Source organism: Gemmatimonadaceae bacterium (genome assembly GCA_019637355.1).
Taxonomy (GTDB): domain Bacteria; phylum Gemmatimonadota; class Gemmatimonadetes; order Gemmatimonadales; family Gemmatimonadaceae; genus Pseudogemmatithrix.
The window spans coordinates 3022205-3038744 of sequence record JAHBVT010000001.1; the positions used below are offsets into that span (position 1 = coordinate 3022205).

General features: G+C 69.2%; 11 protein-coding genes. 7 read left to right on the forward strand and 4 right to left on the reverse strand.

Annotated elements, in window-relative coordinates:
* Positions 1-2 precede the first annotated feature (2 nt).
* Positions 3-2939, forward strand: a complete 2937-nt coding sequence (locus KF689_13840) for a tandem-95 repeat protein (GenBank protein MBX3134458.1) — start codon at positions 3-5, stop codon at positions 2937-2939.
* A 74-nt stretch (positions 2940-3013) separates the two neighbouring features.
* On the opposite strand, the gene KF689_13845 is transcribed toward KF689_13840, so the two are convergent.
* The 3 genes from KF689_13845 to KF689_13855 are packed head-to-tail and all read right to left on the reverse strand — an operon-like array spanning position 3014 to position 8152.
* Positions 3014-4024, reverse strand: coding sequence for a putative sulfate exporter family transporter (locus KF689_13845; GenBank protein ID MBX3134459.1), 1011 nt, complete (start codon positions 4022-4024; stop codon positions 3014-3016).
* 24 nt (positions 4025-4048) lie between these two features.
* Positions 4049-6058, reverse strand: a complete 2010-nt coding sequence (gene tkt, locus KF689_13850) for a transketolase (GenBank protein ID MBX3134460.1) — start codon at positions 6056-6058, stop codon at positions 4049-4051.
* Between the two features lie 42 nt (positions 6059-6100).
* Positions 6101-8152, reverse strand: coding sequence for a GMC family oxidoreductase (locus tag KF689_13855; GenBank protein MBX3134461.1), 2052 nt, complete (start codon positions 8150-8152; stop codon positions 6101-6103).
* A 90-nt stretch (positions 8153-8242) separates the two neighbouring features.
* On the opposite strand from KF689_13855, the gene KF689_13860 reads away from it, so the two are divergent.
* The 6 genes from KF689_13860 to KF689_13885 are packed head-to-tail and all read left to right on the forward strand — an operon-like array spanning position 8243 to position 16099.
* Positions 8243-10351 carry a hypothetical protein gene (locus KF689_13860; GenBank protein MBX3134462.1) on the forward strand — a complete coding sequence of 703 codons (2109 nt, stop codon included), beginning with the start codon at positions 8243-8245 and terminating at the stop codon, positions 10349-10351.
* Positions 10351-11499 carry an HD domain-containing protein gene (locus KF689_13865; protein MBX3134463.1) on the forward strand — a complete coding sequence of 383 codons (1149 nt, stop codon included), beginning with the start codon at positions 10351-10353 and terminating at the stop codon, positions 11497-11499. Before KF689_13860 ends, KF689_13865 begins: the two co-directional genes overlap by 1 nt.
* A complete protein-coding gene (locus tag KF689_13870; GenBank protein ID MBX3134464.1) occupies positions 11496-12380 on the forward strand; it encodes a GGDEF domain-containing protein in 885 nt (294 codons plus the stop codon). The genes KF689_13865 and KF689_13870 overlap by 4 nt, the downstream gene beginning before the upstream one ends.
* A gap of 58 nt (positions 12381-12438) precedes the next feature.
* Positions 12439-14619 carry a VWA domain-containing protein gene (locus KF689_13875; GenBank protein ID MBX3134465.1) on the forward strand — a complete coding sequence of 727 codons (2181 nt, stop codon included), beginning with the start codon at positions 12439-12441 and terminating at the stop codon, positions 14617-14619.
* A 6-nt stretch (positions 14620-14625) separates the two neighbouring features.
* Positions 14626-15150, forward strand: a complete 525-nt coding sequence (locus KF689_13880; protein ID MBX3134466.1) for a sigma-70 family RNA polymerase sigma factor — start codon at positions 14626-14628, stop codon at positions 15148-15150.
* A complete protein-coding gene (locus KF689_13885; protein MBX3134467.1) occupies positions 15137-16099 on the forward strand; it encodes a hypothetical protein in 963 nt (320 codons plus the stop codon). Before KF689_13880 ends, KF689_13885 begins: the two co-directional genes overlap by 14 nt.
* A 17-nt stretch (positions 16100-16116) precedes the next feature.
* Here KF689_13885 and KF689_13890 read toward each other — a convergent pair whose 3' ends face one another.
* Positions 16117-16536: an SCP2 sterol-binding domain-containing protein gene (locus KF689_13890; protein MBX3134468.1), complete on the reverse strand. Its 420-nt coding sequence runs from the start codon at positions 16534-16536 to the stop codon at positions 16117-16119.
* Positions 16537-16540: the final 4 nt, after the last annotated feature.

Sequence of the window (16540 nt, forward strand, 5' to 3'; positions counted from 1 at the left end):
CTATGCGCAAGTTCTTCGCTCTCGTCGCCGTGCTTCTGCCGCTGTTCGCTGCCTGCAGCGACAGCAGCGGCCCCCTTGGCGTCGCGTCCCACGGCGACGCCACCGCCGACGCTCGCGGCGGACCGCCAGCAGGCAAGGGACCGCCGAACCGGACCGCGCCGCTCCTCCTCACGCCGTCCGACCTTGCGCTCAAGGTGGGCGATCGCGCCCAGTTGGACGTGGAGCGTATCCAGCGTGGCCCGGGGAAGACGGCCCTCAAGGCGATGGCACGTTGGGAGAGCTCCAACCCGCGCGTCGCTCGCGTGGATCGTCGCGGCAACGTGACCGCCGTTGCGAAGGGCAGTGCCATCATCACCGCACGCACGCGGGCGCACGGCACGGGCCAGGCGACCGTCACGGTGCGGGCCCGCACGGCACAGGAGCCCCCGCCGCCCCCGCCGCCGACCGTCCCGCAGAACATCGGGCCCGTGACCGCGGGACACGCGCTCACGCTGGCTGAGGACGAGTCCGTGCTGCTGCTGCTCTCGGCCACCGATGCGGACGACGACGCGTTGGAGTTCACCGTCAACGTGCCCGCGCACGGCAGCATCGAACTCGTGAACGACACCGAATGCGACGACACCACGCCGGTCACCTGTACCCAGGCCGTGCGCTACACGCCCAATGCCAACTACTTCGGCACGGACGCATTCACCTTCTCCGTGACGGACGACTCGCTCACCGCCGCGGCAGCGGTCGCATTGACCATCACCCCGGTGAACGATGCGCCCACCGCTCGGCCGGACACCGTCCTGGCGACCGGTGCCTCGAGCTTCCTCATTGATGTACTCGCCAATGATGACGACGTGGACGGTGACACATTGCGGATCGTTTCGGTCTCGCAGCTTCCCGGGCACATCGCGACTGCGGCAATCGAGGACGGCAAGATCCGCTTCACCGCCGTCTCCGAGAGCCAGTCATTCCTCCTGACGTACGTCATTACCGACGGCGAAGCGCGGGTGACGGCGCAGATCGTCATCTCGCGCAACAACACCGCGCCGGTCGCGAAGCCAGACGCGTACTCGCTGCGACCCAACCGTAGCGTACTGCTCGACGTGATGGCCAACGACAGCGACGCGGACGGCGATGCGCTGCACATTGTCGAGTTCCACGCCGGCCTTGCCGCACCGAACCATGGCGGCAGCCTGAGCGTCGTCGATGGTCAGATCCGCTATACGCCAAAGACTGGATTCATCGGCGTCGAGACGTTCCAGTACCAGGTCAGCGACGGCTTCGCCTCTGCCGTGAGCACGGTGACCGTCACGATGGCGAACGTCGCGCCGGTGGCCAACGACGAGTACGTCACTGTCGCGCTCTTCTCGTCGCAGGCTGTGATCAATGCGATTGCCAACGATACGGACGCGGACGGCGACTCCATCTGGATCTCGTCGGTGGGCACGCCCAATGCCGGCGGCAGCGCCAGCCTGGTGGAAGGCACGATTCGCTATACGCCCGCGGGCAACACGCATCACCTCGAGTCGATCCCGTACACAATCACCGACGGCATTGCCTCCGCGTCGGCCCACGTGCGCGTGACCGTCGCCAACCAGCTTAGTCCGCAGGTCGCGCAGCGACTCGCCAGCGGCCACACCCTGCTGGCCGTTTCCGAGTGGCTGCGCGTGACACACGCACTCTCGGCGGCCAATGCGTTTCAGGTGATTCGTGTAGCGAACGGGGCACCCGATCCGCGCACGGTGCTCGCCGCCGTCTGCAAAGATTTCGGCCTCGATGGCGATCCGGCGCCGGGAGGCAGCGGCCCAATCGCAGGACGCGGCTGTATGCAGCTCGCCATCGCGGCAGGGATGTCGGCGGAGAATGCCGGTGCCGTGCTCGTGATCGCGTTCAATATGCCAGTGCAGACCGTGGGCACCGCGCTGATGACGGCCAACTTCCCGCACGCGCAGATCCTCCGCGCGCTCAAAGACATCTATACGATTGGCCCACGCGAAGCGCTCCGCCTGGCTCGGGTCCACGGATTTGGCGGCGTCGGCGAGCAGGCACAGATACAGAACGTGCGCGATGCGTATGGCATCACCTCGCCGATCGAGATGGCCGCCGTCGCTGCCGGAACCCTCAGTGATGCCGCCTGGGTGCCGGCGCTGCGCGTACTCTACAACATCAATACGCCGCAGCACCTCATCACCGTGCTGCAGGAGGCCGGGCTGCCCTCCAAAGTCATCGGCGGGCACGTCCTGACGTTCGGCCTGAGCACCGCGCAGACGGTGGCGCTCGCGCAGGCGCAGAACAGCTCGCTGCGCTTCTGGCTGCTGCAGTGGAAGCTGGGCTCGGTGTCGGCCACGGTTTCCACGCTCAGGAATGACTTCGAGGTCGCCACCGCCGACATTGCGCCGACGATCAACCAGTACTGGATGGGGCAGGGGATGTCGGTGCAAAGCGCGCTGAGCCAAACGACCAGCACTCTGGCCGAGGCGGGATACTCCGGCAGCGAGATTGTGCAGGCGCTTCCGTCCATCAACGGGGCGGGGATGACGCCGCTCGAGTTCGGACGCGCACTTCAGGTCTCTGGCTTCACGCCCGTGGAGCAGGCGGAGCTGCTGCGCGATGCGTTCTCGCTTGCGGCCGTACAGGCAATGTCCGTTCTCAAGGAACTGCAGAACGACGTCGAGGCCGTCGGTCGTGCGATGAACGTGGTCTACGAGATGTCCGACCTGAGCATCGCCAAGCTGATGCAGCAGGTGCAGTACACCGTGGACGAGACGGGGCGGTACCTGCTTAGCGTCGCGACGGCGGTCAACGACAACGACGTCGTAAACTGGGTCAGTCAAGCGCTGAGAGACGCGGGATACGCAGCCGACACCGTGCTACAGTTCCTGGCAGGCGTCGCGAGCACCGTCAAGGGCTTCATCGACTCCGTGGCCTGCATCATCGGACTATGCTGAGGTGCTGAGTGGACGTGCGCTGCTGGTGTGAGGGCGGGTCCGCTGTCGCGGACCCGCCCTCATCGCGCGCTGAATCAGAGCAGTTGCGTGAGCGCGAATCCAAGCACCACGAGCAGCAACAGGCCAACTGACGCGGCAAACGCCGCGCGACCCCCGACGCGCCGCACGTCACGGACATCCACACTGAGCCCGAGCCCGGCCATCGCCGCGAGCGTAAGCCGATGCGCGGCGTCCGACGCGAGCTCGGCGTTGGCGACCGAGAGGAGGCCGGTAGCGCGAAGCAAGGCCAGGACCGCAAAGCCGATGATGAACCACGGCAGGCCGACGCGGGGTGCCTTGAGCCCGGCCGCATCGGCGTGACTGCGGCGCCACCACGCGGCGATCAAGAGGACCATCGGGCCAAGCAGCAGGACGCGCGTGAGCTTGACGAGCGTCGCCATCTCGCCGGCCACGTTGCTGACGGGATACGCGGCCGCGAGCACCTGCGGTACGGCGTAGACCGTGGCGCCGGCGAGCACACCGAACTGCTCGTGGCTCAGGCCGAGTGGCCGGATCAGCAGAGGCAGCGTAACGACGGCGACCACACCGAGCAGTGCAGTGAAGGCCACGGCCGACGCGGTGTCCTCGCGGCGCGCGCCGATGCTCGGCGCGACAGCGGCGATCGCCGAGTTGCCGCAGATGGCGTTGCCGGCGGCGATGAGCGTGCTGAGCGAGGGCGAGAGGCCGAAAGCGCGTCCGATGGCAATGCCGCCGGCGAGCGCGAGCGCGACGAATGCGACGAGGCCGAGCGCGAGTGGCGCGCCGGCGCTGCGGAGCAGCGCGAGGTTGACGGAAGCGCCGAGGAGGACGACGGCGACCTCAAGCACATCCTTGGCGGCGAAGTCGATGCCGGGCTCGAGGGCGTCGCGCGGTCCGGTTGCGCCGCGGGCAAGCATTCCGAGGAGGATGGCGAGAACGAGCGGGTCCACCCACATCCGTCCGAGTGCGCGGACTTCCCACGCACCGACCAGGCTGGCGGCGATGGCGACGAGCGCGACGAGCGCGAGCCCGGGGGCTCGCGCGGTCCATCGCGTCGCGAAGGTCACGGTGCGGGGAAGACGCGCGCCGTACTACGCGCGCCCCGACACGGCCGCGACCACCGCCTGCGCGGTGATCCCGTACTCCTCGAACAACCGCGGTGCCGGCGCCGACGCGCCGAAGCCATCGATGCCGACAATCGTGCCGTCCACTCCGACCCAACGGTGCCAGCTCATCGGATGCGCAGCCTCGACCGCCACACGCTTCACGCCCGTCGGCAGCACGCTGGACTGATACTCCGCCGGCTGCTGCGCGAACAGCTCCATCGACGGCATCGACACCACGCGCGTCGCCACGCCCTTCGCCGCGAGTTCGGCCTGCGCCTTGAGCGCGACCTCGACTTCCGAACCGGTCGCGATGATCACGGCCTTGAGCGTCGCACCCTCCGGTGCATCCTTGAGCACGTACGCGCCTTTCGCCAACCCGCTCGCCGCCGCGTGCGTGCTGCGATCGACGAGCGGCAGCTTCTGGCGCGTGAGCACGATGGCCGACGGTCCGGTGCGATGCTTGAGCGCGGTGCGCCAGGCTTCGGCGGTCTCCTGCGCGTCGCCGGGCCGCAGCACGAGCAGGTTGGGAATGCAACGCAGCGCGCTGAGGTGCTCCACCGGCTGGTGCGTCGGACCGTCCTCGCCGAGGCCGATGGAGTCGTGGGTGAACACGTAGATCACCTGCTGACGCATCAACGCTGCGAGACGGATCGCCGGGCGCATATAGTCGGCGAACACGAGGAAGGTGCCGCCGTAGGGGATGATGCCGCCGTGCAGCGCCATCCCGTTCATCACGGCGCCCATCGCGTGCTCGCGGATGCCGAAGTGGAAGTTCCGGCCGCTGCGCTGCGTCGCGCTGTAGATGCCGCCGTTCTTGACGTTGGTGAGGTTCGAGCCCGTGAGGTCGGCGGAACCACCGATGAGCTCCGGCACCGCAGGGCCGATCGCGTTGATCACGCTGCCGCTGGCCGCGCGGCTGGCGACGTTGCCGTTCTCGCTGGTGAACTCGGGCAGCGACTTCTCCCAACCCGAGGGCAGGTCGCCGTGCCAGCGACGCCCCAGCTCCTTCGCCTCGCTCGGGAACGCCTTGGCATACTCCGCAAACCTCCGCATCCACTCGGCCTGCATATTGACGCCGCGTTCCTTGGCGAGACGCCAATGCTCAAGCGCCGCCGTCGGCACGTGGAACGGCTCGTCGCTCGGCCAGCCATAGGCCGCCTTGGTGAGCTTGATCTCGTCCTTGCCGAGCGGCTCGCCGTGGGCCTTGGCGGTGTCGGCGCGATTGGGTGAGCCGTAGCCGATGATGGTGCGCGTGACGACTAGCGTCGGGCGCGCGGTGTCGCGCTTGGCCTCGGCGATGGCGGCGTCGATCTGCGATTGGTCGTTGACGTCGCTGATGTGCAGCACCTGCCAACCGTAGGCCTCGAAGCGCTTCTCAACGTCGTCGCTGCAGGAGAGGTCGGTACGGCCGTCGATGGTGATGCGGTTGTCGTCGAAGAAGCCGATGAGCTTGCCGAGCTTCTGGTGGCCGGCGAAGGAGGCGGCCTCGTGCGAGATGCCTTCCTGCAGGCAGCCGTCGCCGGCGATGAACCAGGTGTAGTGATCGATGACGCCGTGGCCGTCGCGATTGAACGTCGCGGCGAGATGCGCTTCGGCGACGGCGAAACCCACGGCGTTGCCGACACCCTGGCCGAGCGGGCCGGTGGTGGTCTCGATGCCCGCGGTGTGTCCGAACTCCGGATGGCCGGGCGTCTTCGAGCCCCACTGGCGGAAGTTCTTGATCTCGTCGAGCGAAAGGTCGTAGCCGGAGAGATACAGCGTCGAGTAGAGCAGCATCGACGCGTGGCCGGCGGAGAGGATCACGCGATCGCGGTCAGGCCAGTGCGGATCGGCGGGGTTGTGGCGCACGTGCCGCGTGTAGAGCGCATACGTGAGCGGAGCGAGCGCCATCGGCGTGCCGGGATGTCCCGACTCAGCGGCTTGTACCGCATCCATCGACAGGGTGCGGACGGTATTGATGGCCAGGGACTGCAGGGAGGCGTCAGGCTGGGACACGGGCGGGACCAAGGCGGGAGAGGCGCGGCGCGAGCCTTGAAATTACCCAGTCCTCACCCGTGATGCGATGCGCTCGGCGATGATTGTGCTGACGGCGAAGATGGTCTCCTGCGGATTCACGCCCGGCGCGGTGGGCAGCAGCGACCCATCAGCCACGAACACTCCCGGGGCCCCGAAGCGCTCGCCGTGCGGGTCGGTGCCGGCGCTGCGGCGATCGGTCCCCATCCGGCAGGTGCCGTTGACGTGCGCCGAGAACATCGGGATGTCGCAGGGGCCCAGCGGGCGGTCGCGCAGGCGGTGGACCTCGCCGGGCGAGCGGAGAATGACAGGCCGGCTGTGCCCGGAGATGACCTCGCGCGCCCCGGCGGCAAAGTGCAGTTGGGCTGCGGCCTCGAGCCCGGCCTGCACGTGGGCGCGGTCCTGCCTCCCAAGGGCGTAGCGGATCGAGACGGAGCCGTCTCGGCGGGCACGGACGTCGCCATTGGAGATGCCGCGGTCAGCGCCGTCGCGGGTCAGGACGATGAGCGTGCCGGTGTTCCGGAAGTCCTGCATCAAGGCGCGGTGTGGGGCGCCGATGCCAGGGCAGGCGGTGGCGGCGAGGGCGGGGTGCATCGGCGGCGTCTCGATCCAGGCGCCGTAGCCGTTGGCGTCGAGCTGATGGAATTCGTCGCAGATGGTGGACATCGGGATGCCGCCGGCGGCGTAGATCTCGCGATCATAGCGGCCGAGCAGGCCCGTGGTGGGATGCAGGCGCAGGTACTTGCCCACCGCCCCGCCGCCGAGCCCGGAGCGCTGCAGCAGCACCGGAGTGCCCACGGCTCCTGCCGCGACGACGACGACCTTGGCTTCGATTCCAAGGTCGCGGGCGCGTCCATTGGGCGGTGTGTGGCGCAGCACCACGCGCTTGGTGGGGAAGGCGCCGCCGCGTTCAGTGAGCTCGATGCGCTCGGCGCGGGCGTGCGTGACGAGGCGCGCGCCGGCCGCGACCGCGCGAGGCAGGTAGGTCTCGAGGGTGCCCTGCTTGGCGCCGGTCCGGCAACCGTAGCCGCAGAAGCCGGTGCGCACGCAGCCGCGCGCGTTGATCGCGGCGGCCCGTGCACGCCAGCCGAGTGCCGTGGCGCCGTCGAGGACGATGCGATTGTTGGGCGAGTGCGCGTCGTCGGGCACGGGGCGCGCGTGCAGCTCGGACTCGATGCGCGCGAACACCTTTTCCATTGTCGCCGGATCCATCCCCTCGCTGCCGTGCCGCCGGGTCCATTCGTCCAGGACCCAATCCGGCGTGCGCAGCATCAGCATCCAGTTGACGGTCGTGCTGCCACCGACAGCCACGCCCTGCACGATGGACACGCCGAGGTCGTCGGTAGTGCGCAGACCGCCGTCGGCGTAGAGGCGTTCGAAGAGCGGGCCTTCGCGCTCGTCGAAGTCTGCGCCGCTGAGTAGCTCGCCGCGCTCGACGATGATGACGTCGAGTCCGGCCTCGGCGAGGCGCGCTGCGGCGGTGGCGCCGCCGGCTCCGGTCCCGATGACGACGGCATCGGCGCGCAGGTCGTTGCCATCGAGCACGAGCGGTGAGAGCGAGCTCGTGCGCGGTACAGGACGATGCGCGGCCTCGGGAATGGCGGCGCGCGCGACTGGCTCGGCGTCACTGGGGTTGCCGGGGAGGGCGCCTTCCCAGGGGACGGCTGGGCCGCGCGTGTGGTATGCGCCGCGGTACCCGACCTCACGTTGCGCCGCCTCGCTGGAATACTCCACCAGTAGCACGAGCCGGCGCAGGGATTGGACGATGCTGCGCATCACGGGGAGGCGGGCGAATGCCCAGGCCTCGAGGATGCGCTGGCGTGCGGCGAGCGGCTGGCGCTCGAAGCGCAGGGGCCGTTGGCCGGCGAAGACGGACGCCGGTCGCGCCCCGAGGATGGCGATGGCGTAGCCGAGGTCACGACGTTTGCGGGCTTCGAGGCCCGCGAGGCGGGCGAGCAGCGCGTCGACGAGGGCGGCCGCACGGGCCGGATCGCCGAAGGCGTGCGGTACCACGGCCTCCGCAATGGCAGCGAGCGTGGCGCGGCGCGACTCGGAAAGCGGGGCGGGTGTGCGCACGCCGGAGATATATAGGCGGAGCCGGACGGCCGAGCCAGCGCCTGTTCTAATGATTGGCTGTTCGTGCGCCATCTGCGCATATTTGCCGCAATGTCCCGTTTGACGACGGTCGGCGAATCCGCGACGCTCTCGCGGGAGCTTTCGGATTTCCTGATCGAGTTTTCGATCGGGCTGCACAAGCACGCGATCTATCCGGCCGGGCATCCGCTGCTCGAGAACACCACCTCGGAGCTGAGTTCGCGGCTGGCGACGCTGTTGCGCGAGCGCGATGCCTTATCGCTGGGCGTGGCGCGGCACCAGTTGATCATCGAGGGCGTGGCCACCGATGACGGCAATCCGGTGCTGCGTGAGTTAGCGAACCGCTTGCACAAGCATCATCTGGGTGCGGTGAAGTTCAGCGCCGGTGTCACCGAAGACGAGCTGACGGATATGCTCGCGACGGTGTCGGTGGATGCCGGGCGGCTGCCGCGTCCGCTGGGCCTCGAAGGCCCCGACGTCCTGACGCAGTGGCCGCACATCCGGTTGTTTCCGCTGACCTTTGCGCAACTGCAGTTGCTCGAGGACGACGCGGGCGCGGGGGACGACGAGGGCTCGCGAGCGTCGGGCAGTCGTTCGGCGGCCCTGTGGGTCGGGTTGGCGCGCGCTGCGTTGGTGTCGCAGTTGGAGAAACTCGACACGGACGATCCGGCCGGCGTGGACCCGTCGGTGGTCGCACAGGCTATCGAGGAGCACAAGCGCGATGCGGCCTACGACCAAGTCGTGGTGGGCTACCTGCTGCAGATCGCCGAGGAGCTCAAGCACAAGAGCGGGCGCGACGCGGCCGCGCTGCAGCGACGCATTTCGCAACTCATCGCGCAACTCTCGCCGCAAACATTGGAGCGGTTGGTGCAGATGGGCGGCAACCGCAAACAGCAGCAGAAGTTTGTGATGGATGCGGCGCAGGGAATGGCGTTGGACGCGGTGGTGGAGTTGGTGCGGGCGGCATCGGAGACGTCTGGCCAGAACGTCTCGCACTCGATGGTGCGGATGCTCGCGAAACTGGCGGCGCACGCGGAGTCTGGGCCAGTGATGACGCGCGCGCAGGCTGACGGAGCGCTGCGTGACCAGGTGAAGAAGTTGCTGGAAGGCTGGCAGCTCGACGATCCGAATCCCGATGGCTATCGCGTGGCGCTGGAAAAGATGGCGGCCGCCGAGCCGACGCTGCGAAAGGCGGAGCATAGCTTTCCGATTGAGCCCGAGCGCTTGCTGGCGATGGGATTGGAGATCGAGACCCTGAGCGAGCAGGTCTGGCGGTCGGCCGACGTGATGGCATCGCGTCCGGACGTTGCCCCGTTGCTGAACCTCGTAGATAACGCGCCATCCGTTTGGATGCGCGATACGCTGTGGCGGCACGTGGCGACGCCGCCGCGGTTACGGCTGCAGTTGGAGCGGGACCCTTTGCCGCTACAGAACCTCGAACGGATGGTGCGACGGATGAGCGTCGCGGCAGCCGAGCCGATCCTCGATGCGCTGGAGGAGGCTCGCGACGAGAAGCGGCAGGCGGCATTGGTCGACTTGCTCGGGCGCATCGGTGCGCCGGTGGGTCCGGAGCTGCTCAAGCGGCTCTCGGGCTTGCGCTGGAGCTTGGTGCGTCCGTTGCTCTCTCTGCTGGGCCGGCACCCAGAGTGGGAGAGCGGTTATGATGCCACGCAATGGATGGACCACCCCGACGCACCCGTGCGCCGTGAAGCCCTGCGGCAGTTGTTGCGCAACGTCACCTCGCGCGACGCGGCGATCGTGCGGGCGCTCGCCGATGCGGACGAAGGAAACGTGCGGCTTGGACTCGGTGCGGCGATGACGAACTGCCCGCGCGACGCGGCCCTCGTGCTCCGCGCGCGGGCCGACGAGGCCCTGCTCGCGCCGGACCTGCGAGCGCTAGGCATCCGTGCGCTGAGCTCCTCTCGTGCGCCGGATACGCCCACGTGGCTGGCCGGACGCGTCGTGAAGACGGGCAAGCTGCTCAGGCGAGAGACCCTGGTGGGCAAGACTCCAGAGATGTTGGCGGCGCTCGAGGGGCTGGCGATTCACTGGCGTGAGCACGAAGCGGCGCGCCTGCCGCTGCAGTTGGCCGCAGCCAGCGGCGACCCAGAGATTGCCGCGGCGTCCCAAATGAGCGCCCGTCAACTCCCGATGGCCACCACCCCTGAGGCAGAGACCTAATGACGGAAGCGGTCAAGTTCCTGACGAGTTTCGCCCAGGCGCTGGCGACGATGTCGCTGTACTCCGAAGGGCATCCGGCGCGCGCGCGCGGCGTGGACCAAGCCTATGAGCGGCTCTCGCTGCTCCAGGAGACGGACCCCAAGCCGCGCTTCTCGTTCTTGGGTCAGGACGTGGTCTACGGCGAGCTGGCACTGCGCGAGCTCGGCGATTGGGACTGGGGCCTGCGCCTCGCCAATGCCGGCGTGCAGCGCGTGGAGTTCGCCCGCGGCACGTCGCGCGAAGAGTTCGAGCTTTTCCTCGAGGAGGTGCTGGCGCGCATCACGCTGCAGGCCATCGACTCCAGTACGCGCAGTCCGGAGAAGCGCTCGACGATCAAGTTCGGCGCCATCGGCGTGAAAGGCGCCGATGAGCAGAAGCTGATCATCCCGGCGTCGACCACGAACTTCACCTACACGCTCGGCGAGGAAGCCGAGACCGTGGAGTGGATGCACAAGGAGGTGCAGGAGACGGGCGAGCTGCCGCTGTTCGAGGCGGAATCGGTGGTGCGCTCGCTCTCGCTGGCGATGCACGGCGACCGGAACCTCGTGCTGCCGCTCCTGCAACTCAAGGAGTTCGACCAGTACACGACGACGCACTCGCTGAACGTCTCGGTGCTGACGATGGCGTTGGCCGAGTGGATGGGGATGGGGCCCAGCGACGTGCGGGCCTTCGGCGTGGCCGGCCTGCTCCACGACCTCGGCAAGGTGCGCATCCCGCTGGAGGTGCTGACCAAGCCGGGCAAGCTGACGGACGAAGAGTGGGTGATTATGCGGCGGCACCCCGTCGATGGGGCAAAGATCATCTATGAGAGCGACCGTGACCTCGACCTCGCGGCGGCCGTCGCGTATGAGCACCACATCATGATCAACGGGCAGGGCTATCCCCAGCGGCACTTCGAGCGTGGCGTGCACGCCGCGAGCAAGTTGGTGCACGTCTGCGATGTGTACGATGCCCTGCGCACCAAGCGGCCGTACCGCGAAGCCTGGGATGCGGAGCGTGTGCTGAAGCAGATTGAATCGGGCGCTGGACCGGACTTCGACCTCGAAGCCGCCACCGCCTTCATCGGGATGATGCGCCAGTGGGAGGCGCGGGAGGCGGTGCTGGCGTGAATCCACCACGGTTCCGGTCCTTGCAGGACCTTGAGAGCCTGCGCTCGCTGGTCGCGAACCTGCGCGAGGCGATCTACATCACCGACTCGCGCGGCAACGTGCTCGACGCCAACCCGGCGTTCTTCCAGCTGATGGGCGTGCGCTCGCTCGACGACCTGCGCGCCTACGGCGCCAACGAGATGGTCGTCGATCCCTCGCGGCGGCTGCAGGAGCTCGACCTCGTCGAACGCGAGGGCTTCGTGCGCGACTTCGAGCTGCAACTGGTACGTCCGGACGGCAGCCTGCTCACGGTGCTGGATACGATGTACTCGCTGCGCGACGTCGCCACTGGCGAGACGCTCTTCCACGGCATTCTCGTGGACATCACGCAGCGCAAGGCGATGGAAGAGGAGCTGCGGCAGCAAAGCCAGCGCGATCCGCTCACCGGTTGCTACAACCGACGGTACCTCAGCGAGCTGGATGCGGTGCTCAGCGTCGGGGACGAGAGCTGGGGCTGCCTGTTCATCGACATCGACCATTTCAAGCAGTACAACGACACGCACGGCCACCAGATGGGCGACAACACGCTGATCCGGATGAGCCGGTTCCTGATGCGGCAGGTGCGCGCCGAGGAGCCGGTGGTGCGCGTGGGCGGCGACGAGTTCGTGATTGTCTTGCGCGGGGCACGGCAGGCGCAGGTGGAGATGGTCTGCGACCGTCTGCGGCAGGCTGCCCTGCGCACCGCACCGGTGCCGTTCAGCCTGGGGTCGGCGCTGCGCGAGCCCGGCGAGAGCCTGATGTCGACGATGAACCGTGCGGACCAGAACCTGCTGGCGGTGCGTGTGATCGAGCGCACACCGACCCGGCTCGTAAAGGCCCAGGACGAGGATCTTCCGGCCTAGGTGTGCAAGTCCGGCGGCGGCCGGCGTCTCCTTGGCAACCTAAGCCGGGAGTCCCCTCGTGTTCCGCCGTCTGCTGACCCTCATTTCCGCCGCCGTGCTCACCGCCCCCGCCGCCAGCGCCCAGGTGGTGGAACCGCGCTGCGAGCAGCGCGTCTGCGTCGCGGCGCCCTGCCTCCCGCCGCCTTGCGGCGTCGCCTCCACGGGCGTCGTGCGCACGGGGCGCGAGGTGAACGTCACGCTCGACGGGCGCGTGTTGCGTTACGAGGTCACTGAGCGCTGGACGAACCGTGGCCGCACGTTGGGCGAAGCGGACTACGTGTTGCCGCTCCCGCGCGGGGCGGCCTTCGAGGACCTCGCGCTGATGATCGACGGCGAGATGGTCAACGGCGAGATCCGCAACGCCGGCGAGGCGCGGCGCATCTATGAAGAGATCGTCCGCCGCCAGCGCGATCCGGCGCTGGTGGAGTGGATGGACCACGGCGTGCTGCGCACGCGCATCTTCCCGATCCAACCAGGCGAGACGCGCACGGTGACGGTGCGGTACCGCGCCGTGGCCGAGCGCGAGGGCGATGCGCTGCGCATCGACGTGCCGGCGCCGCGCGGCCAAGGCACGGCCGCCAGCGGCACCGCGCTGCGCTTGCGCTGGCCGGTGGACGAGCAGTTCGGGGACGCGTGGTCGCCGACGCACCAGACCGAGACCGCGCGGGCCGGCGAGTTCCGCGAACTGCTGGCCAAGGACGCCGTCGGGACGGTCACGCTGTTGCTGCCGGTGCGCGCCCGCGGATCGGCGATGACGGTGCTTACGCACGCGCCGCGCCGCAACGAAGGCTATGTGCTCATCACGCTCACGCCACCGGCGCGCACGACCGCCAGCACGCCGCGCGACGTGACCTTCGTGATCGATGTCTCCGGCTCGATGAGCGGCGGCAAGCTGGCGCAGGCGAAGGCGGCCGGCCGTCAACTGCTGAACTCGCTGCGCAGCGGCGATCGCTTCCGCTTGGTGGCCTTCTCGGGTGACGTCACCGACTTCGCCGATGGCTGGAGCACGGTGAACCGCGCAACGCTCGAGCGCGCGGAGAGCTGGTTGGACGGGCTCGCCGCGACGGGTGGCACGAATATCGCTGGTGCACTGGAGCGCGCACTGGAGGTCCAGACGCCGGCCGGCCGACTCGGCTTGGTGCTGTTCCTCACCGACGGTGAGCCGACGGTGGGTGAGCGCAATCCGGCGCGGCTGGCGGCGCGTGCAGCCGAACGCCGTGGCGAGCGCCGCATCTTCACGTTCGGGTTGGGCGCGGACGTCAACGCCGGCCTGCTCGAGCAGTTGGCGCTCGACGGCGCGGGCACGGCGCATTTCGTGCGGCCGCAGGAAGACGTCGAGCGCGTCGTCGGCGTCGTGGCCCAGCGCATCACGCAGCCGGTGGCGACGGACATCCGCCTGCGCGCCGAGGGCGTGACGTTGCAGCAAGTGATGCCGGCAGGGCGCATCGATCTCTTTGCCGGCCAGGAGCTGACGGTGCTAGCGCGCTACACCGGCGCGGCGCCCTCGGCACGCATCACGGTCGTGGGACGCGGCGCCAACGGTGACGTGACCTGGTCGACCACCGCGCTCTTCCCCGAGCAGCGCTCGCAGGATGCCTTTGTCGGGCGCCTCTGGGCCACGCAGCGCGTGGGCTGGCTCAGCGCCGAGCGCCGTCGCAACGGCCCGTCGCCGGAGCTGGACGACGAGATCAAGGGTCTGGGCGAGACTTGGGGCATCCCGACGGCGTTCACGTCGTACTTGGTGCTTGAGCCTGGGATGATGGCCCCGCCGCCGCCGTCGGCGGACGTGCGTGGCGGTCGCGGAATGGGGTCGATGGCGAGCCCGACGGCGGCGCCGCGTGACGCGGCCTTCGAGCAGGCCCGCGCGGCCTCGGAGCAGCGTGCCGCGCGCAGCGTCGCGTCGCAGGACGCGATGATGGATCCCACGCGCGCGAAGCGCACGGCCTCGCGGAGCTTCGTGCTGCGCGACAGCACGTGGGTGGACACGAGAGCGGCGGGCGCGGCAGCACGCACCCTGCGCGTACGCCCGTACTCGGATGCATACTTCGCGCTTATGGAGCGGACGCCGGAACTCCGGGAGATCTTTGCGCTGGGCGACCGCGTCGAAGCGCGCGGACGCGCGGTGACCCTGGTCCTCGCGGCCGACGGCGTCGAGCGCCTCTCGGCGGCGGACCTCGCCGCCGCGGCCCGGGACTGGTAGGCGCCGATGGACACGGCTGAACGTCTCTTCGTCACCTACCACGCGACGCTGGTGCGGTATCTCACGCGCCGTCTGGGCGATCGCGACTGGGCGGAAGACGTGGCGCAAGAGACGTTCGTCCGGGCCCTGCGGCAGGAGACGATCGTGAACGAACGGGCCTGGCTGTTTGCGGTGGCACACAACCTGGTGCGCGACGGAGCGCGGCGCGACGCACGCAACCGTCGGCACCTGGAGCTGCTGGCCGATGAGGTGCGCGCGACGCACGACGCCGAGGAGTCGGAGCTCGAGCAGACGCAAGCGCGCGCCGAGCAGTTGCGATTCGCGCGGCAGGCCCTGGCGACGCTCGGCGAACGGGACCGGCAGGCGCTGCTCTTGAAGGAAGAAGGCTTGGACTATCAGGAGATCGCCGACGTGCTCGGCATCGAGAAGAGCTCCGTGGGCACCACGCTCTCGCGTGCGCGGCGCCGCTTGGCGGAGTCCTATGAAGCTTTGGCGGCCGATGGCCGAGGAGGCGCGAATGTCGCGTCCTGATGAAGGGCTGATCCATCAGTGGTTGGATGGCGAGTGCACGCGGGAGGAATCGGCGCGCATCGAAGCGCTGGTGGCGAGTGATCCGGCGTGGGCCGCCGCGGTCGCGGAAGCGCGCGGGTTGATTGCGGCGAGCTCGCGCATTGTGGGCGCACTGGATGCCGTGCCTCGGGCGACGCCGAGCGCTGCGCCGTCAGCGGCGTCCGCGCCGCGTCAACGCCGTCGCGCCGTGCCGTCGTGGGCGGGACTGGCGGCGGGGCTCGTGCTGGTCGCCGGGACGGCGTACGTGCTGCGTGAGAAGAGCACGGAGCCGTTTGCAACCGTGACGATGCCGTCAACGGACGCATTGCCGGCGGCATTCGACACCGCGCCCGGCGTGCAGATCGCGAACGATCGCCAGCTGCTACAGTCGCCGCGCGAGGTGCCGCCGGCGGGTGGGCTGAGTCAAGCGCAGGGCCAGGGGGCGGCGACGACGCCTGCTGCGCCTTCGGTCGCTGCCACCGCCGCTGCGCCAACCACTCCCGCGCCGACCACCACTGCGCCTGCCCTGGCGGATCCCTCCGCGCCTGCGGCACGCGGTGAAGTAGACGCCGCGAAGCGCCGGGCCGTCGAGGAAGCGGCGTCGCGCGAACGCGTGCAGGATGCCGCCGCGCGCCGCGCGCAGCTTGCCGCAGACTCGCCGCGCGGGGCGCTCGCGCGCGACGCTGTGCCGACGTCCGCCGCTGCGGCGCCCGCCCCGCCGCCGTTGCCGACCTTGCCCGGCTGCTGGCGTGTGAGCGCGCCGCCGGAACTCGCCGGTGTGCTCGAGGCGCCGGAGATTCGGCGCGCCAGCGGGGACACGCTCGTGCTGGTCACTGCGCGCGGCGATGTCACCGTCACGCGCGCCGGTACCCGACTGAGCGGTGGATTGAACGCAATCCAGGAACCCTGCGGACAAGACGCGCCCAACTGACGCGCCGGTCCGTCAGTTCAGGCGTCGTCGGGAAACGTGGAAGGCACGGCCTGCGCACACGCGAGCAAGGCCATCGCCGCCTTGGCGTGCATCATCAGCATCGTGAGCGGCCCCTGCACGGCAATCGCCCCGCGCGTCACGCCGACGATGGGATCGAGCTCACCGCGCACGACCGACTTCCACACGGCGTAGGGCGCGCTGAGCACCAACTCGGCCGTCACGTCATTCGCGGCGACGATGCTGGCCGCGTGGCAATTGCCGCGGTCGAGCGCGAGTTCCATCGCCAAGGCGTCGGGATACCCGTACTCCGGCGCCGGGCGCAGGACCAACGCCAGCGGCCAGGTCCACTTGGCCGCGGCGGCGCGATAGGCGGCGTCGGCGGACACGACCGCGCGGAACGCGTCGGCCCACTCCGGGGTGAAGGGGCGCAGCGCCATCGGC

Excerpts from the sequence above, each read along its gene's own strand:
- KF689_13840 (MBX3134458.1), top strand. The coding sequence starts at position 3 with ATGCGCAAGTTCTTCGCTCTCGTCGCCGTGCTTCTGCCGCTGTTCGCT.
- KF689_13860 (MBX3134462.1), top strand. The coding sequence starts at position 8,243 with ATGTCCCGTTTGACGACGGTCGGCGAATCCGCGACGCTCTCGCGGGAG.
- KF689_13865 (MBX3134463.1), top strand. The coding sequence starts at position 10,351 with ATGACGGAAGCGGTCAAGTTCCTGACGAGTTTCGCCCAGGCGCTGGCG.
- KF689_13880 (MBX3134466.1), top strand. The coding sequence starts at position 14,626 with ATGGACACGGCTGAACGTCTCTTCGTCACCTACCACGCGACGCTGGTG.
- KF689_13885 (MBX3134467.1), top strand. The coding sequence starts at position 15,137 with ATGTCGCGTCCTGATGAAGGGCTGATCCATCAGTGGTTGGATGGCGAG.
- KF689_13890 (MBX3134468.1), bottom strand. The coding sequence starts at position 16,536 with ATGGCGCTGCGCCCCTTCACCCCGGAGTGGGCCGACGCGTTCCGCGCG.